The sequence below is a fragment of the Treponema sp. C6A8 genome, assembly GCF_000619925.1.
Classification (GTDB): domain Bacteria; phylum Spirochaetota; class Spirochaetia; order Treponematales; family Treponemataceae; genus Treponema_D.
The window spans coordinates 22366-43257 of sequence record NZ_JHVB01000015.1; the positions used below are offsets into that span (position 1 = coordinate 22366).

Annotated in this window: 21 protein-coding genes; 11 read left to right on the forward strand and 10 right to left on the reverse strand. The window is 41.9% G+C overall.

Annotation, left to right across the window (positions count from 1 at the left end; translation table 11 throughout):
* The 3 genes from lgt to T530_RS0111445 all read left to right on the forward strand — a co-directional run bounded on the left by lgt (nt 1) and on the right by T530_RS0111445 (nt 2200).
* Nucleotides 1-1017 (forward strand): prolipoprotein diacylglyceryl transferase, encoded by a 1017-nt coding sequence (lgt, locus tag T530_RS0111435; protein WP_027729128.1) that lies wholly within the window; start codon nt 1-3, stop codon nt 1015-1017.
* Nucleotides 1018-1099: 82 nt separating this feature from the next.
* Nucleotides 1100-1318: a hypothetical protein gene (locus tag T530_RS0111440; protein WP_027729129.1), complete on the forward strand. Its 219-nt coding sequence runs from the start codon at nt 1100-1102 to the stop codon at nt 1316-1318.
* Between the two features lie 18 nt (nt 1319-1336).
* The gene (locus tag T530_RS0111445) at nt 1337-2200 is read left to right on the forward strand and encodes an undecaprenyl-diphosphate phosphatase (protein WP_027729130.1); all 864 of its coding nucleotides are present in this window, start codon (nt 1337-1339) and stop codon (nt 2198-2200) included.
* Nucleotides 2201-2584: 384 nt separating this feature from the next.
* On the opposite strand, the gene T530_RS0111450 is transcribed toward T530_RS0111445, so the two are convergent.
* Entirely contained in the window at nt 2585-4279 is a 1695-nt protein-coding gene (locus T530_RS0111450) for an AlwI family type II restriction endonuclease (protein WP_027729131.1), read from the reverse strand.
* A 68-nt stretch (nt 4280-4347) separates the two neighbouring features.
* Nucleotides 4348-5457: a DNA adenine methylase gene (locus tag T530_RS0111455; protein ID WP_051537969.1), complete on the reverse strand. Its 1110-nt coding sequence runs from the start codon at nt 5455-5457 to the stop codon at nt 4348-4350.
* Between the two features lie 121 nt (nt 5458-5578).
* Between T530_RS0111455 and T530_RS14305 the strand changes: the two genes are divergently transcribed.
* The 4 genes from T530_RS14305 to T530_RS0111475 all read left to right on the forward strand — a co-directional run bounded on the left by T530_RS14305 (nt 5579) and on the right by T530_RS0111475 (nt 8649).
* Complete coding sequence (locus T530_RS14305; RefSeq protein ID WP_038074598.1) at nt 5579-5911, forward strand: helix-turn-helix domain-containing protein; 333 nt, start codon at nt 5579-5581, stop codon at nt 5909-5911.
* 199 nt (nt 5912-6110) lie between these two features.
* The gene (locus tag T530_RS0111465; protein WP_027729133.1) at nt 6111-6839 is read left to right on the forward strand and encodes an acyl-[acyl-carrier-protein] thioesterase; all 729 of its coding nucleotides are present in this window, start codon (nt 6111-6113) and stop codon (nt 6837-6839) included.
* Entirely contained in the window at nt 6836-7129 is a 294-nt protein-coding gene (locus tag T530_RS14310; RefSeq protein WP_038074601.1) for a hypothetical protein, read from the forward strand. Before T530_RS0111465 ends, T530_RS14310 begins: the two co-directional genes overlap by 4 nt.
* Nucleotides 7129-8649, forward strand: coding sequence for a bifunctional ADP-dependent NAD(P)H-hydrate dehydratase/NAD(P)H-hydrate epimerase (locus T530_RS0111475; protein ID WP_027729134.1), 1521 nt, complete (start codon nt 7129-7131; stop codon nt 8647-8649). The genes T530_RS14310 and T530_RS0111475 overlap by 1 nt, the downstream gene beginning before the upstream one ends.
* A 91-nt stretch (nt 8650-8740) precedes the next feature.
* Here T530_RS0111475 and purD read toward each other — a convergent pair whose 3' ends face one another.
* The 8 genes from purD to T530_RS0111515 form a co-directional block, all read right to left on the reverse strand.
* Nucleotides 8741-10072 (reverse strand): phosphoribosylamine--glycine ligase, encoded by a 1332-nt coding sequence (purD, locus tag T530_RS0111480; RefSeq protein WP_027729135.1) that lies wholly within the window; start codon nt 10070-10072, stop codon nt 8741-8743.
* A gap of 44 nt (nt 10073-10116) precedes the next feature.
* Complete coding sequence (locus tag T530_RS0111485; RefSeq protein WP_027729136.1) at nt 10117-11553, reverse strand: hypothetical protein; 1437 nt, start codon at nt 11551-11553, stop codon at nt 10117-10119.
* Nucleotides 11553-12161, reverse strand: coding sequence for a penicillin-binding protein activator LpoB (locus T530_RS0111490; protein WP_027729137.1), 609 nt, complete (start codon nt 12159-12161; stop codon nt 11553-11555). The genes T530_RS0111485 and T530_RS0111490 overlap by 1 nt, the downstream gene beginning before the upstream one ends.
* Before the next feature lie 46 nt (nt 12162-12207).
* Nucleotides 12208-12639, reverse strand: a complete 432-nt coding sequence (locus tag T530_RS0111495) for an ACT domain-containing protein (RefSeq protein ID WP_027729138.1) — start codon at nt 12637-12639, stop codon at nt 12208-12210.
* Between the two features lie 177 nt (nt 12640-12816).
* Nucleotides 12817-14127 (reverse strand): phenylacetate--CoA ligase family protein, encoded by a 1311-nt coding sequence (locus tag T530_RS0111500; protein WP_027729139.1) that lies wholly within the window; start codon nt 14125-14127, stop codon nt 12817-12819.
* An 85-nt stretch (nt 14128-14212) separates the two neighbouring features.
* The gene (locus T530_RS0111505) at nt 14213-14791 is read right to left on the reverse strand and encodes an indolepyruvate oxidoreductase subunit beta (protein ID WP_027729140.1); all 579 of its coding nucleotides are present in this window, start codon (nt 14789-14791) and stop codon (nt 14213-14215) included.
* Entirely contained in the window at nt 14791-16518 is a 1728-nt protein-coding gene (gene iorA / locus T530_RS0111510) for an indolepyruvate ferredoxin oxidoreductase subunit alpha (RefSeq protein WP_027729141.1), read from the reverse strand. The genes T530_RS0111505 and iorA overlap by 1 nt, the downstream gene beginning before the upstream one ends.
* Before the next feature lie 353 nt (nt 16519-16871).
* The gene (locus T530_RS0111515) at nt 16872-17267 is read right to left on the reverse strand and encodes a hypothetical protein (protein ID WP_027729142.1); all 396 of its coding nucleotides are present in this window, start codon (nt 17265-17267) and stop codon (nt 16872-16874) included.
* Nucleotides 17268-17465: 198 nt separating this feature from the next.
* Between T530_RS0111515 and T530_RS0111520 the strand changes: the two genes are divergently transcribed.
* The 4 genes from T530_RS0111520 to purM all read left to right on the forward strand — a co-directional run bounded on the left by T530_RS0111520 (nt 17466) and on the right by purM (nt 20874).
* Entirely contained in the window at nt 17466-18326 is an 861-nt protein-coding gene (locus tag T530_RS0111520) for a flagellin (RefSeq protein WP_027729143.1), read from the forward strand.
* Between the two features lie 523 nt (nt 18327-18849).
* Complete coding sequence (gene purE, locus T530_RS0111525; RefSeq protein ID WP_027729144.1) at nt 18850-19344, forward strand: 5-(carboxyamino)imidazole ribonucleotide mutase; 495 nt, start codon at nt 18850-18852, stop codon at nt 19342-19344.
* Nucleotides 19345-19367: 23 nt separating this feature from the next.
* Entirely contained in the window at nt 19368-19739 is a 372-nt protein-coding gene (locus tag T530_RS0111530; protein ID WP_027729145.1) for a four helix bundle protein, read from the forward strand.
* 40 nt (nt 19740-19779) lie between these two features.
* Nucleotides 19780-20874 carry a phosphoribosylformylglycinamidine cyclo-ligase gene (gene purM, locus T530_RS14315; protein ID WP_051537970.1) on the forward strand — a complete coding sequence of 365 codons (1095 nt, stop codon included), beginning with the start codon at nt 19780-19782 and terminating at the stop codon, nt 20872-20874.
* Nucleotides 20875-20892 lie beyond the last annotated feature (18 nt).

Sequence of the window (20892 nt, forward strand, 5' to 3'; positions counted from 1 at the left end):
ATGAACTTTTTATACGTAAATTACCCTTCCTGGATTCATCCTCAGATTTTTCCCGGAATTAAATTTTTAGGACTCCTGCGCTGGTACGGTCTGATGTACGTTTTTGCCTTCGGAACCGCTTACTGGATTCTGACCAGGCTTTTTAAGGAAGGCGCTTTGGATTCACCTTCCCAGGCGACAGCTTCCAGCCCGGCAGGCAAAGCTACCGAAGATGATGTTTTCAGCTTTATTGCAAGCGGAATAGTTTTCCTTTTGATTGGCGCCCGCGTATTTTCCACTTTGATTTACGACACAACCGGACTTTACTGGAAAAAGCCCTGGCTGATTTTCTGGCCTTTTGACGCAGCCGGAAACTTTACAGGACTTGCCGGCATGTCTTACCACGGCGGCTTTATCGGCGGATTAATCGGAATGATTGTCTGGTGCCGCCTCCACAAAAAGCCTTTCTGGAAATGGTGCGATGCAATGTGCGTTGCAATTCCTTTAGGCTACACCTTTGGCCGCCTGGGCAACTTCCTCAACGGCGAACTTTACGGCCGCATTACGACAGCTCCCTGGGGCATGGTTTTCCCTGCCGCAGAAAAGTTTTCAACCTCAAAAGCCTGGGTTCAGGCCTTTGCAGAAAAAATCGGCATGGAAATTGCAGACAAAAATCTTGTAAACCTTCCCCGCCACCCAAGCCAGCTCTACGAAGCCCTTTTTGAAGGCGTAATTCTCTGGGCAATCTTGTGGTTTATGAGAAAGCATAAAAAGTTTGACGGCCAGCTGGGACTTTCATACGCCTGCGGCTACGGTTTCTTCCGCTTTTTCATCGAATACTTCCGCGAGCCCGACGCCGACATCGGCTACCGCATCGCCAAAGACGCCAGCGCCCCGCTCTACACCAACACTTCGCTTTTAAACTTCTCCACCGGCCAGATTTTATGCTTTTTAATGGTGGCCGGCTCGCTAGTTACAATGATTGTTTTGGGATTAACTCACAAGAAAAGTGGGGCGTGGGACGCAGGCGGAAAATGAGGGGGGACCGCAGACGGGGTGAGACCTCATTTTTCGCCGTAAGCTGGGACCCGCGCCACACTTTTCCATGTAGGAGGCACAAATGAAACTGACAATAAAATACAAGAACGGTTCATCCGAAACCCTCGACGTAGAAAAGCTGGGACACTACAGCAAAAACCCCTGCGTCCACTGCCGCAAAGACGGTGGCTGCTACGAACACGGCTGTTTCATGCCCGAAGAATGGGGCGACTTTTTAGACTTAGGGCATCACCACATCAGAGTGCAGGACGTAGAATCCATGCACGTTTCTGAAATGTAAATACAACAGAGGCTTTCAATGACAATTTTTCAGGGAATTTTACTCGGAATTTTACAGGGAATCGCGGAATTTCTCCCGATTTCATCGTCTGGTCACCTTGCCGTAGCGCAGAACCTTTTTAAGCTGGATGACGTTCCGCTTTTGTTCGACGTTTTCCTTCATCTTGCAACGCTTTGTGCCGTTTGCCTTTATTTCTGGCGTAAAATTGCCCGTCTTTTCTCTATTTTAGGAAGATGGATTGTACGCCGCGCACAGCCGGAAGGCAGTCTTCACCCGGAAGATTTACTTGCCGGATCTGACAAGGCAGGGCGGCGCACAATCATCGCCGTAATAGTGGCAACTTTCATTACCGCAGCTATCGGTATTGTCACCAGTAAAAAAATGCCCCAGCTTTCAATTAAATCTACCTGTGCAGGCTTCCTGGTAACAGCAGTTTTACTTATTGTAAGTAACCTGAAAAGAAAGCAGAACGAAGCTAAAGCTCAAAAAGAAGGCAGTACCCCAGCTGAAGGAGTTTCCCTCTTCCAGTCAATCGTAATCGGCGTAATGCAGGGCTTCGGAACTTTGCCTGGAATAAGCCGAAGCGGTTCTACAATCGCCGGTGCCCTTTACAGCGGAGTAGATGCAAAAGCCGCCGGAGATTTTTCTTTTATCATTTCAATTCCGGCAATTCTTGGCGCTTTCATTCTTGAACTTAAAGATTTGGGCGAAGTAAGCAGCAGCATAGGTGCCGCCCCTGTAATCGCAGGCTGCGCCGCAGCTTTTGCAACCGGCTACATTTCGCTGACATTCTTAATGAAAATTATCCGCAAGGGAAAGCTCCACTGGTTTGCGGCTTACCTGATTCCGGTTGGAATTTTGGGAATAATGTTCTTAAAATAGTAAGAATTTGACGATAACAAACTTATATGTTATATTAAACAAAAGGAAATGCCCGATTTATTCGGTCGTCTCCACTGTTTTGTGCAAAAGCCGCCAAGTGGTTCGGACGAGGCGGCTTATTTTTTACTCTTTATTTTTTAGGTAAGAGAGCAGCGCTATAACAGTGCTGATTACAGTAGCAACACAAGTTACAATTGCAATCAAAATTTCACATGTCATACGCAAGCCTCCCATTCTTTTATTCTCGCAAAAACGCAAGTTGACTTTGGGAGACGCCGCCTAAATCAGGCACTTCCAATAATTTAATTATACCACAGTAAATCCATATAGTAAATGCCTTATATTTTTTCAGTTACATAAAAATGGCTTTATATACGCCATTTTCTATGCAACTTTTTGTTTCCACAAATCAATAAATTTTTCGCTTTCATTAAACCAAGTTTCAAAATCCTTACTTTTCAGAGATAATTGATGAATATCTATAAGAAGATTTATAAAATCAGGAATTTCAATTTCATTGTCATAAATAAAAGAAATTATCTCTGAATACATGTTTATTGTCATTGGAATAACTGGAACTGGTTTTCCTATCCAACTTTCTTTATTAAGAATAAAAAATTGCCATTTTGTTCGAATATTAATTGAGGAAGAGATAAATAATCCAAATACATTCTTATCATCATGTTCTTTAATGAATCTAAAAACATGATCTATAACACTTGAGCCTTCATGCTCCCATTGTCTAATGCCTGTCATTAATGATACTTCAGGAAGAATAATATACTCATCTGTATATAATTCCATATCAGGAGTATTCCCTATTCCCGGCGCAAAACTCTTTGGAGTTAAATCTTCTTCAATATTAAAATTTCTTTTTACAGATTTCTTTCCTCTTATTGCTATCAGACTTTTCCATGTATTTACTTCTAGCCATAAAGCACTCATATCATCATCATTTAAAATAAGTTTAAACCTATCCAATATTTCATCTCGAACTTCCTTAGTAAAAGCTAGATGTTCAATAAAATTGTTTTCTCTTAACGAAGTAATATACTTTATGAGATTCTTTTCAAGAATTTTATTTTCAGATTCTGTTTTTATATTTTGTAATGTTCTTGAAATTTTTATTAATTCTGTTTTAATTTTTTTTGCAGAAATATTATCAGATTCATTTTGTGTTTTTTCAATTATATTTATCTTTTCTTGTATCAGAAGTTTTCTGTTTTCGATATTGTCCCAAGGCAAAGAAATTGAATCTGAGGAACCGAACCATGAAAAATACTCTCTTTTATCTTTAAACTCTGGATTAATAAAGTCGTATTTTTCTGCTAAAAGTTTGAATTTTAGTTTTGCATGTTCAGCGACTCTGATTTTTGCAGCTATACCAGGTCCATGAACAGAGAAAAGGCCTGTATAAACCAAAGCTCTTGAAAATGCATCTGCGTAATCATAATATGATTCGATTTTATTATCTAAAGCGCCATAAGTTTTTATAAAAAGCTTTTCACAAAGAATTTTTGCATCCTTTTGTTTATTTTCTAATTTCTGATATTCTGTCTTAAAAATTGCAATAGCATTTAATGTGTTCGTTATTAATTCATTATTTGAACATCCAAATAAAAGCACAATCTCACTTCGATTAAGAGATTCAAATTTTTCCAATGCTGAAATTAATAATTTCATAGGAAAAATTTTCCATTTTCCAATTTGATTTTTTTTATATGTATGATTTGGAAAATAGATTTTTAGGAGTTGTTTTAAGAAATCTTCATTATCAAAATTTTGTTCAAGAATTAATTGTCCTACTTTTGTGGTCTGTATTGCATTTGTTTCGTCATCTACATATCCAAAACCGTAAAATTCAAATGTTGATTTGTCATTTCTTGCATCACCTTCAGCTTCTTTTCTATCAAACATTCCTGACGAAAATTGTTCTAAGCTTAGGTCTCCAATTTCTGAGTTTTCATCTGAATGTGCATTATATGTATAAAGTCTTCTTGCAGGATGTACAGGTTTATTATCAAATACACTTTGTCTACCTGAATTTTCTTCCCAATTCAATCCTTCCAGTTTTTCCAAATTCTGAAAACCACTGAACAGTTCGTATTGTACTTCTTGGTTTTGTTCTCCATCCCCATGTGTACATCTTAGTTTACCTCATAGTTTGTTATAATTAGATGTTTTACATCTTTTTTGTTCCGATTCTTAAAACTCACAAGGTAATGCTTATCGAATGATGCAATATTAAAATCTTTATACAAATTTTTAATAAAATCGGTTTCTTTTATCACAAGTAAAAATTGTGCTTTTGTATTTTTTAGATACTCACAAAGTCTAATCTGATCTTCTTTATCAAATGGATTTTTTGCATAAGTAGAAAATTCGGTATCGTATGGTGGATCTAGAAATATGAAGTCGTTATTGTTTATAATCAAATTATTCAAGAAAGATTCAAAATCTTCATTATAGATTGAAGCCTTTTCTAATTTAGAAATTAAAAAAGGATTTTTTAATAAATTAATCTTATTACTGAAATCTTTTCTGTTATAACTTATTCCTCCATAAGGAACATTAAAGGTACCATTCTTGTTATAACGAAACATAGATGAATAACAATATTCTCTAATAAAATAAAACACTGCAGAATAAATATTTGGATTGTCATTCAAATCTAATTTATTATAAATACTTCGAAGATACATATAATAAGAACTCTTCAAAGCGCATTCCATATTATAAAATATTTCTTCTTCTGGTAATGTTCCTTTTATATTTTGAATTTTATTTGCTCGATTTATTTTAGAGAACAAGTTTCTTTTTAATTCGTTTTCCAAAACAGCTGAATGTAAAGTTGAAATACAAAGATTCTCTTTTAACTCCACGAAATGAATCTTTATATATTCTTCTAAACTATTCCTATTGTTTAATGCAAACAGTTTTATTAAAGATGCTTTGTTTTTTTCTGAAAATTCTTCAATATATTTCCAAGATTTTGCTATTACGGTTAAATAACTAAAAAATGCGCTACTTTGTGTCTTTATACTAGAATATAAAGCTATCAGTTCTGAAGATTTATCATTTATATAATATGTTTGGGCATCCGTATTTAAAAACACAGCACCACCACCTACAAAAGGTTCTATATATTTTGAAAACTTCTTTGGATAAAAGTTTTTTAATATATTCAATTCTTTTTCTTTTCCACCAGCCCACTTTATGAATGGTTTTATATGTGATGTACTATCATTTTTTTGCATGCAAAACTCACAAGTGTGATTAATTATTATTTATTAATCACACTTGATTAATTATATAACAATTAGACGACTTTGTGTATTTTTTCTCAAAAATAATCAAATTTGCTTAATTATTTTTAATATGGGTTTTAAGGAAAATCTAAAAGAAGAATTATCTTATCAAGGAATACTTGTAAAAGAACTTGCTGAAAAAAGTGGAGTTCCAAAAGGTACAATAGACCATTATCTTGCTGAAAAATGTACAGCTCCTATTGCCGAAAATGCGGTAAAAATTGCACAAGCACTCGAAGTTTCTGTAGAATATTTAGTCACAGGAAAAGAAAAAAACAAAAATGCTGATGAGACTCAAAATCAAATCCATCTTTACAAAAAATATTCAAACCTTATTGCCCTGGCCGAAAAATTAGATGACCGCCAATTAAAAGCAATAGAAAATTTGATAGAAAGTATTTAATTGTCGTTTTATCAAAGCAAACTGACAAGTCACATTTTTTATGTTAAAATCAAACTATTAGGAAGAGATTTCTTCCGATTTTTAGGGGCATACGGCGGGAGCGTGGAGCTGCTGCGAAGCAGGCCGCTTGCGGCTGACCCTTAGGGAACAGCGGAAGGCGACTAGGAAGTACTACTCGCCTGAAATACTGGAGAAATACATGTTTGTTGAATTAAATTATGAGCCTTTGCTGGAAGATTTTTACGATAACGGCCAGCTGAAAATTGAAGCGATTCTGAAGATTCTTGAAAACTCGGGAAATCATCATTCGGATGCGGCCGGCGACCAGATTTTAAAGGGAAGTTCGGACGGTACTGCCTGGATTTTGACCGACTGGTATGTGGAAATAGACCGCTGCCCGAAATACGGCGATAAAATTAAGGCGGTGACCTGGAGTCAGGGCGCAACTTCCATGTTCAGCACTTCCCGCGATTTTGAACTTTTCTGCAACGGAGAACTTTGCGGAAAAGGAACGACCCGCTGGATTCATTATGACTTGAAATCTAACCGGCCAAGCAAGGTAACAGAAGAACTTCTGGCAAAATATCAGCCGGAGAAGAAATCTGTTTTTGCCGATGCCAAGCTTCCTAAAATTGAAACGCCGGAAACTTTCAGCCGCGAACTTGAACTGACACCGCGCAGAAACGACATCGATTTTAACCACCACGTTCACAATCTGATTTACGTTGATTACGCAATGGAAGCCCTGCCTGAGGAAGTTTACCGCGCCCATAATTTCAATAAAATCCGTATTACCTATAAGAGCGCCGTAAAAGAAGGTGAAAAAATCTGCGTGAAATATGCTGGTAACGGGCAGGCTCATACTGTGTTTATTTACGGAAGCGACGGATCGCTTAAAACTATGATAGAACTCGGAGAAAGAAAATGAAAAAAATCCTTGCAATGATGATGATTGGGGCCTGCCTTAGCCTTGTAAGCGCAAAAGAAAAAGAGGACAAAGAAAATACTAAGACCGAACAGGCTGATAATAATGAGTGGAAGGAAGTCGGCGAACAGGGGAAAAAGGCCCTGAAAGAAACCGGAAACTTTTTCAAAGACTTGGGAAAGAAAATCGGAAATGATGCAAAGGACGCCGCAGAGGAAATAAAGGAATCTGCAGAAAATACAAAAGAGAAGTCCAAAAAGAAAAAAGAAGATAAGAAAACAAAAGATATTTAATGAAAGCCATTTTTACAAATTCACAAGACCTGGAAAAATCCGCTAAGGAGAAATTTCTATTTCCGCCATTTTTGATGATGGAAAATGCGGCGGCGGGGATGGAAGCCTCTGTAATGGAAGTTTTGCGTCAGAATGAAAGTGCCGTTAACGCTGGCGCTAAAAGTGCCGTTAACGCCCGCCCCTGCAAAATCCTTATCGTTTGCGGAAGCGGAAACAACGGCGGCGATGGCTATGCCCTTGCACGCAGAATTTCCGGCAAAGCGGAAGTAGAATGCACTCTCATTGCACTCAGCCAGCCAAAAACAGAAGAAGCTATCCATCAGCGGCAGATGGCCGAGGCTGCGGGCATTTCAGTTTTAACTGAAGCAGATTTCTGGGCTCTGGAAAAAACAGAGGGCCTTTCAGACTTTTCTGTCATTGTAGACTGCATTCTTGGAACAGGCTTCACTGGCCAGCTTAGAGAAAATATTGCCTATATTGTAGAAAAGCTGAACGAACTTCCCGCATATAAAATTGCCTGCGACATTCCGACAGGCCTGCGTTTTAAAGCTGACACTACAATCACAATGGGCTGTTTAAAAACTGCCCTCTTTTCTGACAGAGCAAAGGCAGTTTGCGGCAAAATCATTATTGCTGGACTTGGTATTTCCCGCGAAAAATTTGAAAGCTGCGGAAACCCGGATGCTTTTTTAATTGAAGAAAGCGACATCAAACTTCCCTTACGGAAAAACAAAGCCGCCCACAAAGGAACCTTCGGGCATACAGCAGTTTTTGCCGGCGAAAAATCCGGAGCGGGAATTCTTGCGGCAACGGCGGCCCTCAACTTTGGAAGCGGACTTGTAACTCTTGTAAAATCCCAAAATTCAAACCTTGCCCAATTTAAGATTTCTCCGGAGCTTATGATAAGCGACCAAATTCCTGCAAATACAAGCTGCGTTTTAATCGGAAGCGGACTGGGCTTTGGAGCTGCCGCAGACAAGGCGCTTCAAAAAGTTTTTGACTGGTATAAAAATGCAAAATCAGCAGCCTGCGTGCTGGATGCAGATTTATTCAGCAATAAAAAGCTTTTCGAAATTTTACAGACACTTTCAGCTTTGCAGCCTCAGGGGAAAATAATTCTTACACCTCACTTAAAGGAACTTAAAAATCTTTATCAGGCAATTTTCCCGGAAAAAGAAATATCGGTAGAAGAACTTACTTTTGCAGAAAGGCGAATAGAAATCGGAAAGGAAATTACGGCAAAGTTCCCGAATCTGACAGTAATAATGAAAAGCGCAAATACTTTCATTGCGAATGGCGGGCAGACTTACATATGCGACAGGGGCACTCAAAGCCTAGCAAAAGCCGGCAGTGGTGACGTCCTTGCCGGAATGGCGGCGGCACTGCTGGCTCAGGGCTACACTGCCCTTGATGCCGCAATTACTGCCGTTTATGCCCACGCCCTTGCAGGCTCAAGCTTTGCAAATGGTGAGGACTGGGGATTAACAGCTGAAAAACTAATTAATAGACTGGGAAAATAGCGGGGTTTTAGGGGCACCGCCCCTAGGAGAAGGGGTAGCGGAAAACGCCGAAGGCGGTTGGAGCGAGGGGGAGACCTCCCCCTCCTGCATATTACAACTTACCGCTTTCAGCGGCACCTGGTAGACCGATGTCGTTACGGTGGAAGGCGCCTTCAAAATGAACGGCATTGATTCCACGGTAGGCAAGCTTCCAGGCTTCATCAAAAGTGCTTCCGTAAGCGCTGCAGGCAAGAACACGACCGCCGCTTGTAAGAAGCTTGTCGCCGTCTTTTACTGCACCCGCAATGAATACCTTTGCTGTGCTTTCTGCAAGCTCTGCTGCATCATAAGTGATTTCGCAGCCTTTTTTGTAGCTTCCAGGGTAGCCGCCGCTTACAACAACAGGGGCGCACTGGAAACCTGGCTTCCACTTGAATTCAAAGTCTTTGAGAGTACCGTTCAAAATTGCAGTACACATTGCGGCCATATCAAAATCCATCAAAGGAAGAACAGCCTGAGTTTCAGGGTCACCAAGACGAACATTGTATTCAAGAAGTTTTGGACCGTTTTTAGTGAGCATTACACCAAAGAAAATAAATCCGCGGTAATCGAAACGCTCTTTGATAAGTCCGTTGAGGGTTGGCTCGAGACAGTCTTTTTTGAACTGCTCCATGATTTCTGGAGTTACGTCAGAAAGAGGGCAAACTGCACCCATTCCGCCGGTGTTTGGACCTTTTGCGCCGTCGTTCAGGCGTTTGTGGTCGCGGGCAGGAAGGAAAGGAACGATTGTAGCGCTTCCCTGCACTGCATATTCAGGAGTTACAGAAACTGCAGCCAAAACTGAAATCTCAACTCCTTCAAGATAATCTTCAATTACAAGTTTTTTGCCGGCGTCACCTACGCGGCCGCTTTCCATAATATCTTCGATAGCGGCAAGGGCTTCTTCCACAGTTGCGGCAACAACTACACCCTTTCCGGCAGCAAGTCCGTCAGCCTTAATAACGATTGGAGCGCCGTGCTTTTTTACATATTCAATTGCAGCGTCTTTGTTTACAAAAGTTTCGCTGGCAGCACATGCAACGTTGTATTTTTTCATAAAGGCCTTGGCTACGTCTTTACTTCCTTCAAGCATTGCGCCGGCTTTTTTAGCGCCGACACAAGGAATATCAGCCTTCCAGAACTCGTCTGCAATTCCTTCGCAGAGAGGATCTTCCGGACCGATTACAGCCATGCGGCAATTTTCATGCTTTGCAATAGCAACACAAGGATTCTCACCCTCTGCAATATAATCACAATCTTTTGGATTTACATTTACACACTTATTTTCATCAGCCGTTCCGCCGTTTCCAGGCACCACGATGATTTTATCAACCAGTGAACTCTGAGCTAATTTCCAGCAGATAGTGTGCTCACGACCACCACCGCCAACAACGATTATATTCATGGCTAGGATTATACTGAAATCCCGCTAAACTTTCTACAATTTGGTTAAAGAAGAGATTCAAGGATTGTCGGCTTGTTTTCACGAACTCTGATTTTGCTGTAATTTTTTTCTGCAATTACACGGCTTCCGCTCAAATACTGAACGGTAACATCATAAAGACCAGGCTCAAGTTCCAGTCCGCTTGCATAGGCCTTTCCAGGAAGTGCGTAAACCTGACGAATATCAGCTGTTTCGGTTTTATCAACAGCTTCGATTGCAGGAGGAAGAGCATAGATAGCGGCTATGGCAGCGGCTTTTGTTATGGCAATTGCAACAGGATTATCAGCCTGCTCGGCAGCAACCTGGGCGCTGACAACAGCCGTTGCCGCCGAAATTACTGCAGAAAGTTTTTTAGCAAGACTGCGGCGGACACTTCTTCCATAAGCTTTTTTTGCCTTTGATTTTACATCCTTTTGAACGGCATAATTAAAATCTTCAAGCAGGGAAAGAGTTTTTTCCTGGCCGTTAACAATCATTTTTACAGCAGTTATGCGGCTATTATCTGTGTGAACAAATTTCGGATAAACAAATTCAATGTCAAAATCAGGAATCGTAACGATTATTTTGTTGATTACAAAAGGAAAAGTCGGAATAGGCCCGATTACAATCCTTTCTTCTTCACGGCGACCGATTAAATCGGTAAAGGAAATAACATCAAGGCGGCCTTTACCCCGGGAAATATTTAATTCACTCTTAGTATCAAAAGATTCATTCATGGAATGAAGCATTTTTGCGTCGAGTTCCGCATTGCCAAAATCGCCTTCCCTCATGTACAAAAGAAGACTCATGTAGCGGGCAGCAGGAGAATCCTTAAAAATATCAGCGGAAGTAGGCTTAGCAGGAGCGCTGCCGTTAATTTCTGCAGGATTTATATTTAAGCTGGTGTAGGCATTCTGAACTTCAGAATCAGCATTGTAATTATCATCAGTAAGTAAAAATTCACCGTATTTTGCAAGATAGGTTTTCTGCTTGTCGTTCATTCGGCGGATTTCAACACCGGCTTCATCTTCTTCGCCGGCATTATAATAATTAAAAAAGTTGAAAATATTTAAATAGATGTATTCGTAGGGATTTGCTTCATATTCAACGGAATTTTCATTAAAAACAGCCGCAGCAAATCCCTGAGAAATGCTTTTTGTAACAGACGCATCCATAAGACGCTCTGTCTGATTCATCAAATCACGGGAAGCAGCATAGTCTCCTGTAAGATGATAAAGCATGGCTAAATCATAATTATCGCGGATTAAATTCTTTTTCTGTTTTTTCTGTTTAGACAGGATTTTCAGGGCATCATCGTAGCGGCCTTCATCCAAAGCGGCCAAATACTTATGATTTTCCTCTTTTTGTGAAGATTTTGATGAGCCCTCTTTTTTTGAATTTGATGCGCAGGAAGCAAAAAGCATTACCCCCAGCGCAGCAATCAGCAGACGTGATTTACGCATTAAAATTTAGACTTTGGTCTTTTGATGAATTTTTTAATGTCGCTGTTTTCACCCTGCCACAAAATCTTATTTGATTCAATGTCGATAATTTCCATATCAACGTAGTAAGTACGAACCTGCTTGTTGTCAACTGTATCAACGATTGTACGAACCGAACCCTGAAGCATAAAATCAGCTCCAAGTTCCTGCGCGATTGCCTTTGCAGATTCTGCAGTAGAATACTGTGCCTGATTATCTTTTTCAGCTCTCAAAGCAAGGCGCTGTTCTGAATCAGCAACGAATTCCATTGTTCCGTTATTGATGATAGCAGTCTGGAAACGGCGTGCAAGATTTATTGTATCAATGTGTTCGCTGCTCTTGTTTGTAATCGGTCCGATAATTACTAAAGGAGCCTCTCCGCTTTTTGTTTTGTAATTCTTGATACGTGTTGAATTTGCGCAGTCGTTGATCAAAGTTTCAGTTACAATTCGAAGATCGTTGTCGTTCCAGAAACCAGAAAGGTCAATTGTTGAATCTGCATCTACGCGGGTAACTTTTGTACTTGCGCAAGATGACAAAAATACTGCGCATGCAAGAATTAATGCTGATAAAATGTGTGTTTTTTTCATTCGTTTTCTCCTGTTTATAATTATAACAATATTGTAACACAGTTTGTTACAACTGTGAAACTTCATTTTGACCAACAGTACGAATTCCTGCTTTTTCAAGGATTTCTTCGGTTTTTTGAACGTCGGTACAGCGGATTACCATGAAGGCAGCGTTTGTCTGGCGGCCTGTGAATCCGTACATGTATTCAACGTTGCGGCCATTGTCTGCAAGGAGTTTAAGGATTTTATTAAGACTTCCTGCTTCGTCCGGGATTTCGATGGCGATAACCGGGGTTGTCTTTACGATGTAAGAAGAGCGTTCAAGGGCAGCCTGAACCGGGATTGGGTCATCCACGATAATTCGGGCAATTCCAAAGTCGCTTGTATCGGCAATCTGAATTGCGCGAAGGTTGATATTATGCTCTGCCAGAACGTTTGTGAGTTCTGAGAGGGCGTTTTTACGGTTTTCAATAAAAATTGAGATTTGATTAATTGTCATTTTTTCCTCCAATTAACAGGTTCTAGGTTTTAGGTTCCAGGTTCCAGGGGTTTTAGGGGGTAAGCAACTTGTTGCGTCCCCCTAGGTGAAAGGGGTGTGGCGAAGACCGCAAGGGCTGAGCCCAGGGGAAAGGCTTTTCCCCTCATCCTGACACCTATAACCTGGCACCTATAACCTTTAATCATGTAACTTACGCGTATCAATTACACGCTTAGCCTTACCTTCCGAGCGGGCGATGCTCTTTGGCGCAACCAGCGTAACCTTAGCTTTAATCTGGAGAACGCTGAGCAGAGCACTTTCCAGAGCCTTTTCCTGCTGTGTGATTTCCGAAATAACGTCGCTGAACTTGTCGGCAGTCATTTCCACCTTGATTTCGAAAGTATCGGTGTTGTTTACGCGGCCAACATGAATCTCGTAGTTTGCAGGGTAACCGTTCTGCATAAGAACGCCTTCAATCTGGCTTGGGAATACGTTAACACCGCGGATGATAAGCATGTCGTCAGTGCGGCCCATTGGCTTACTCATGCGGACAAAGGTACGACCGCAGGCACAAGGAGCGCGGTTCAGAACGCCGATGTCTTTTGTGCGGAAGCGCATAAGCGGGAAGGCCTGCTTTGTGATTGCAGTAAATACAAGCTCGCCCTTTTCGCCGTCTGGGAGACGCTTTCCGGTTTTAGGATCAATAGTTTCGATGATAAAGTGGTCTTCGTTTACATGCATGCCGGCCTGCTCTGCGCATTCGTAGGCAACGCCAGGTCCCATAACTTCGGTAAGACCGTAAATATCGTAAGCTTTAATGCCAAGCGACTTTTCGATGTCGCGGCGCATTTCTTCAGTCCAAGGCTCGGCACCAAAAATACCAGCCTTAAGATGGATGTCGGCAGGAGTCAGGCCCATATCCTTGAGAGTTTCGCCAAGGTAGGCAGCATAAGACGGAGTACAAAAAAGAATTGTCGATTTCAAATCCTGCATGAAGGTAATCTGGCGCTGGGTGTTACCGCTGGAAATAGGAATAACCTGAATGCCAAGCTTTGTTGCGCCGCCGTGAACGCCAAAACCACCGGTAAAAAGACCGTAGCCGTAAGCGTTCTGGGCAATATCGTTTTCATCGCAGCCAATAGCTACCAGCTGGCGGGCAGTACAGTCGTCCCAGATGTCCAGGTCTTCTTTGGTGTAACCAACGACAATCTGCTTGCCGGTAGTTCCCGAAGAAGCGTGAATGCGCACAACCTGACTCATAGGAACGGCAAAAAGTCCGTAAGGGTAAGTTGCACGAAGGTCGTCCTTGCAGGTAAAAGGAATTTTATCCAGATCATCAAGCCCGCGGATATCATCCGGAGTAACTCCAGCCTCCTCGCAGCGCTTTCTATAATACTCAACATTCTCGTACACATGACGGAAGTTTTTTGCCAGCCGCTCCCCCTGAAGTTTTCTCAGCTCTTCCAGCGGCATACATTCACTTTCTTTCTGGTAGTATTTTAAATTCATTTTAATCCTCACATATAAGAATCTTTCTCGAACATTTTGCTTTGCAAAATGTTAAACGAAGGTTAGATGCATTTAAATTTGAAAGTTAGATTTCGACCTTCGTACATCCCAGCTTGAACGCTTTTTTATTCATTTCCAAAAACTGTGGTTTTACAAGCTTTTCGATGGCAGAAAGCCATGCAGACTCCGGGAAGTCCATGTAGCGGCTCAAACGGCCCATCAAAACGATGTTTACTGCCTTGCTTGTTCCAGCCTGCTCTGCAAGACTGAGGCAGTCGATTGCATCAACCTTAAGTCCGGCAGCCTTCATGCTTCCTTCCAAATCGGCAGGATATTCAGCGGCACCAGTAATTACAGGCATAGGGTCAATTTTCTGAGTGTTTACGACAACCTGACCGTCCTTGCGAAGATATTCTGTGTAACGGGCAGCCTCAAGAAGCTCAAAAGAAACGATAAAATCTGCTTCTCCCTTGTCTACGATTGGCGAATAAACCTTGTCGCCGTAGCGTACGTAAGTTACAACCGAACCGCCGCGCTGGCTCATTCCGTGAACCTCGCTGACTTTTACATCATAGCCCGCATCAAGCAGAACCTGTCCCAAAGTTTTAGACGCAAGCAAGGCACCCTGTCCGCCCACGCCGACAATCATTATATTTTTTACCATTACAACGCTCCAAATTTACACATCTGCGTACAAACACCGCAGCCCACACAAAGTGTCGGGTCAATTTTAGCTTTTCCGTCCTTCATTGCAATTGCAGGACAGCCAATCTTCATACACATTTTGCAAGATTTACACTTAGCTTCATCAACCACAAGAGCAGGCTTAGCCTTTACTTCCTTCAAAAGCACACAAGGACGGCGGCTGATAATCAAACTTGGCTCTTCAACCACAAGTTCTTCTTTTACAGCTGCTTCACATTCTGCGATATTGTAAGGGTCTACCACTCTCACGCGGTTAATTCCCATTGCGCGAGCCAGAGCTTCCAGATCAACGCGGCCGGCAGGCTCTCCATAAAGATTCTTTCCGGTTGTCGGATTCTGCTGATGGCCAGTCATACCTGTAATCGAGTTATCCAAAACGATTACAGTTGAGTTTGACTGGTTGTAAGCAATCGAAGCAAGACCCGTCATACCCGAATGCATTAAGGTCGAATCACCGATAACGGCAACAGATTTCTTTTCGTTTTCAGCGCCCCCTGCCTTATTCCAGCCATGCAGACCAGAGAAAGAAGCGCCCATACAAAGAGTCACATCCATTGCGCTAAGAGGTGCAACCGAACCCAATGTATAACAGCCGATATCACCAAAAACGGTAACCTTAAGCTTGTTGAGGGCATAAAACATTCCGCGGTGAGGACAGCCCGCACACATAATAGGTGGGCGAACAGGAATTGCAACATCAAGCTTTGTGCCCTGAGAAACTTCGCGTCCAAAAGCAGCCGCTAAAATATTCTGACTGAACTCGCCGCAAATCGGGAACATATCTTTTCCATGGATTTCGCAAGTCAAGCCAAGTCCGCGAACAAAAGTTTCGATTACAGGATCAAGCTCTTCTACTATAATCAGTTTTTCAAGTCCGTCAGCAAACTTTTTAATCATTTCAGCCGGAAGAGGATTTACCATTCCAAGCTTGAGGATATTTACGCTGTCACCAAGAACTTCCTTTACATACTGATAAGCAGTTGAAGAAGTGATGATACCAGTCTTAGAGTCAGCCTTTTCTACGCGGTTAATTCCGCTTGTTTCCGACCACTTTGCCAGGTCAGCCATTCTCTGTTCAACAAAAGGATGACGGCGGATAGCGTTGGCAGGGGCCATTACATATTTTGTAATGTCCTTTTTGTATTCCTTGTGGGCAGGAGTTTCTCGCTCGCAAGCTTCTGTAATACTCTGACTGTGGGCAACGCGTGTACACATCTTGTATAAAACAGGAGTATCAAATTTTTCACTGATTTCAAAAGCCAGCTTTGCAAATTCACGGGCTTCATCAGAGTCAGAAGGCTCAAGCATAGGAATTTTTGAGGCAATGGCGTGATGGCGGCTGTCCTGTTCATTCTGACTTGAATGCATTCCAGGATCATCAGCAACACCGATTACAAGACCGGCATTTACACCGGTATAACTCATCGTATAAAGAGGGTCAGCGGCAACATTCAAACCAACGTGCTTCATACCGCAGAAGGCGCGGCGGCCGGCAAGACATGCGCCAAAAGCTGACTCAAGGGCAACCTTTTCATTTGGAGCCCACTCACAATAAATTTCCTTAAATTTTGCTGCTTCTTCTGTGATTTCTGTACTTGGAGTACCAGGATAACTGGAAATAAACTCACAGCCGCCTTCAAAAAGACCTCTGGCAGCTGCTGCATTTCCTAACATCAGTTGTTTCATTTTGTCCTCTATAAAAACTATTTAATAATATTTCAGATGTTTAATATATTTAAAAGTTTAGCATTTAAAAGCAATTCCTTCTATATGTATAAGCACAGGCTCCCGGGCAAGGCTCATAGTGCAAAACCTAGGGAGCGACGGCACAGCCGATAAAACGCTCCAGTGGAGCGTTTTAAGCGAGTCTCCGAGCAGCTGTGCTGCGAAGGCGCAATAATGCGCTACACGCTGATTGTTGTAAAGAAACTATAGGATTGACCGCTTACGCGGTCGCAACAATCAGAGTGTTTTTGCACCACGAGCCTCACCCTCGCGCCTGTCTTACAACGTACAAGTATCTTTATATCATTAAAAAACTAATCTGCTCTTGGCCGGTGGCAGTTGGAGCAGCCTACTACGTGGACGTGTTTTTTACCAAGTTGTTTGTTAAAAAGGCGGGCGGTGAGGCTCTGATCCTGACCTACGGTTTTTCCGCAGACGGGGCAGGTTCTTTTTACGCCGGGTTCGCAGGTTGGATAGCAGTGAGGGCAGCCCATCACAATCATGAGCTGGTCGGGAACGTTCATAGGACGGAAAACTTTGGAAATCAGGTTTTCACCTACAAAAAGGTCGGACTGACATAAAGGGCACTTTACAGGCTGGACTGGACGGGTATTTTTGGAATTTGCCTTAAACCCGGCGCCATTCCGCACAATCCAGTATACAAGAGCAATAATTACGGCTGCCGCGGCACCCATCATCAGATAATCCATACTATTATTATATCTCATCTCCATAAAAAATTTGAAAATTCTTAAAAAAATTCAAAAATTTTTGAAAAATTCCCTAAACTAAATTTTTCACCCACCGATAGATAAGTAAAGGGTGGTGGAAACCCGTGAAGATAAAATCACGTAGGCAAAACCGCCAAAATGATTTTATCTAACCAACCAAAGAATAAGGAGATTATTATGGTTATTAATCACAATATGAGTGCAATGTTCGCTCAGCGTTCCCAGGGAATTCAGGATCTCAATGCCCAGAAAAACATGGAGAAACTTTCTTCAGGTTTGAAAATCAACCGTGCAGGCGACGACGCTTCAGGGTTGGCAGTTTCTGAGAAAATGCGTTCTCAGATCCGTGGTTTGCACCAGGCTTCTACAAACGCACAGAACGGCATTTCATTCATTCAGACAACTGAAGGTTTCTTGCAGGAAACTACAGACATCGTTCAGCGCATCCGCGAGCTCGCAGTTCAGTCATCAAACGGTATTTACACATCAGAAGACCGCATGCAGATTCAGGTAGAAGTTTCTTCTTTGATCGCCGAAGTAGACCGCATCGCTTCTTGTGCTCAGTTCAACGGTATGAACATGCTTACAGGACGCTTCGCTCGCCCAACAGGTGAAAATGAAGTTACTGCTTCTATGTGGTTCCATATTGGTGCTAACATGGATCAGAGAACTCAGGTATTCATCGGTACAATGTCAGCTATGGCTCTTGGTCTCCGCAACGTTGGTGATGAATCTATCATGACTTTGGAAACTCCAGATGAAGCTAACCGCGCTATCGGTACTTTGGATGAAGCTCTTAAGAGAATCAACAAACAGCGTGCTGACCTTGGTGCTTACCAGAACCGCCTTGAAAAGACAGTAACAGGTCTTGATATCGGTGCTGAAAACCTCCAGGCTTCTGAATCACGCATCCGCGATACAGACATGGCAGCTACAATGGTTGACTTCACACGTGACCAGGTACTCAGCCAGGCTGGTACAGCTATGCTTGCACAGGCTAATCAGTCAAGCCAGAATGTATTGTCTCTTCTTCGCTAATAGAAAGGCTGCTTAAGTATAAAAGAATGGCGTCCGCATGGACGCCGTTTTTATTTTAACAAAGACTGATTAGCCTGTGCTGTGAGCCACCAGATATGATGCACTTGATGCGTTAGCAGCAAGTGGTAGCAGGTTCACTGCACAGAAGTCTGTAGAAAAGCATTACGACCTGCGCAGCTAATCAGTCATCACAGAACGTTCTTTCACTCTTGCGCTAGAAATAAGCTGACTATACGAACAGGCCCTCAAACGAGGGTCTGTTTTTTTTTAACTTTCTCTTCCATTAAATAAATGCATTAATAATTCTTCAAGGAAAACTGGCGCAAGGGAACGAAGCATGGGGCAAAAACATTCTATTTTTGTCTGCCGCGCTAGCGGCGCGTTCAATAGTTTCCTAACAAAAATAGCATGTAGCGAGGTACCGAGCGGTTTTGAACCATGCTTCGTGACCGGGAGCCATATTTTTAATTGAAATTATTTATAATACGTTTATTTAAACATTGTTTTATGCTATAACTCTACCATGAAAGTTGCGATTTTTTTCGGGTCTAAGTCTGACAAAGACACAATGAAAAAGGCTGCCGATGTTCTTTCTGAATTCGGTGTGGATTACAAAGCTTACATCATTTCTGCCCACAGAGCCGGAGCTCTTTTAAAGCAGACTGTTGAGCAGGTTGAAAAAGACGGATGCCAGGTAATTATTGCCGGTGCCGGATTAGCAGCTGCCCTTCCTGGTGTGATTGCGGGAATTACAACTCTTCCTGTAATTGGTGTGCCGCTTGAATGCGTAAGCGAAAAATCAAACGGACTTGGCGGAATGGACGCTCTTTTGAGTATTGTTCAGATGCCTCCTCAGATTCCGGTCGCAACGGTTGGAATCAACAGCGCAAAAAATGCGGCTTATCTTGCAGTGCAAATTCTTGCACTTACAAATCCAGAACTTAAAGAAAAAATAATTGCTTTTAGAAAAAAGCTTGCAGATGATGCGGCAGCATCGGGAATAGATATTAGGTTCTAGGTTTGAGGTGCTAGGTTCTAGGAATGGCAGAAAAAGTTGAAAGTCATAAAGATTTAGTTGTCTGGCAAAAGAGCATGGATTTAGTTGTGCTTGTTTATAAATTAGTACAAGAACTTCCAAAATCAGAACAATATGCTTTAAGTGACCAGATAAGACGAGCAGCTGTTTCTATTCCTAGTAATATAGCTGAAGGTAAATCAAGAAATTCAATAAAAGAATATAAACATTTTATTGGAATAGCAAAAGGGTCTGTCGCAGAACTTGAAACTCAGCTTTTAATCTGCGAAAGAATTGGATATTTTAATAAAGAAGAAATAAGCAATACATTAGGTCTTTTGGATGAGGTTTCTAAGATGCTGACAAAATTAAATAATGTCCTGGCACCTAGAACCTAAAACCTAAAACCTAAAAAAAGCGACTGAAAGGAGCATAGAAATGGCATCTTACAAAGAATCAGGTGTAGACGTAGAAGAAGGTTATCGCGCAGTTGATAAGTACAAGGAACACGCAAAGAGAACTGCAATTCCGGGACTTTTGACTGGTTTGGGAAGTTTTAACGGAATGTTTGAGGTTCCAAAGGGATATAAAAATCCTGTAATTGTTAGTGGAACTGACGGCGTTGGTACAAAACTGGACATTGCCTTCAAAATGAAAAAATATGACACTGTGGGAATTGACTGTGTTGCGATGAGCGTAAACGATATTCTCTGCTCTGGTGTTCAGACTTCCTTCTTCCTTGATTATGTTGCCTGCGGAAAGCTTGATGCTGATGTTGCTGCTGACCTTGTAAAGGGCGTTGCTGATGGTTGTGTTGATACCGGCTGTGCTCTTCTTGGCGGCGAAACTGCTGAAATGCCTGATTTTTATGATGACGGAAAATATGACCTTGCCGGCTTTGGTGTAGGTGTTGGCGAAAAGAAAGAAATGATTACCGGCCAGGATATCCGCGAAGGCGATGTTTTGATTGGTCTTTCGTCTACTGGTGTGCATTCAAATGGTTTCAGCCTGGTTCGTAAGCTTGTTCAGAATTTTGATGACCCTTTCCAGATTGACGGAAAAGATACCGGAAAAACTATCGGCGAAGTCCTGCTTACTCCTACACGAATTTACGTAAAGCCTGTTATGGAAGTTTTGAAAAAATACCGCAAGGCTGTTCACGGAATGGTTCACGTTACTGGCGGCGGATTCTACGAAAATATTCCTCGTATGTATCCAAAGGCTAAAGAGGGAAAAAAGCAGCTGATTTCTGTAATCAACCGCGGAAGCTGGGATATTCCTCCTGTATTTGGTGAACTTATCCGCCGTGGTGCTGATACTGCTTCTATTTACAATACTTTCAACATGGGAATCGGTTTTGTGCTTGCAGTCAGCGCAAAAGAAGCTGATGATATTCTTGCAATGTTCAACGCAAATGCTTCTAAATACCACAAAGATTACTGCCCAGACATGAAAGCCTACAAAATCGGCCGCGTAGAATACGCTAAAGGTGAAGTAAAGGGTCAGAAAGACAGCGTTCTGTTTGAAGATTAGATTAATAGCCACAGATGA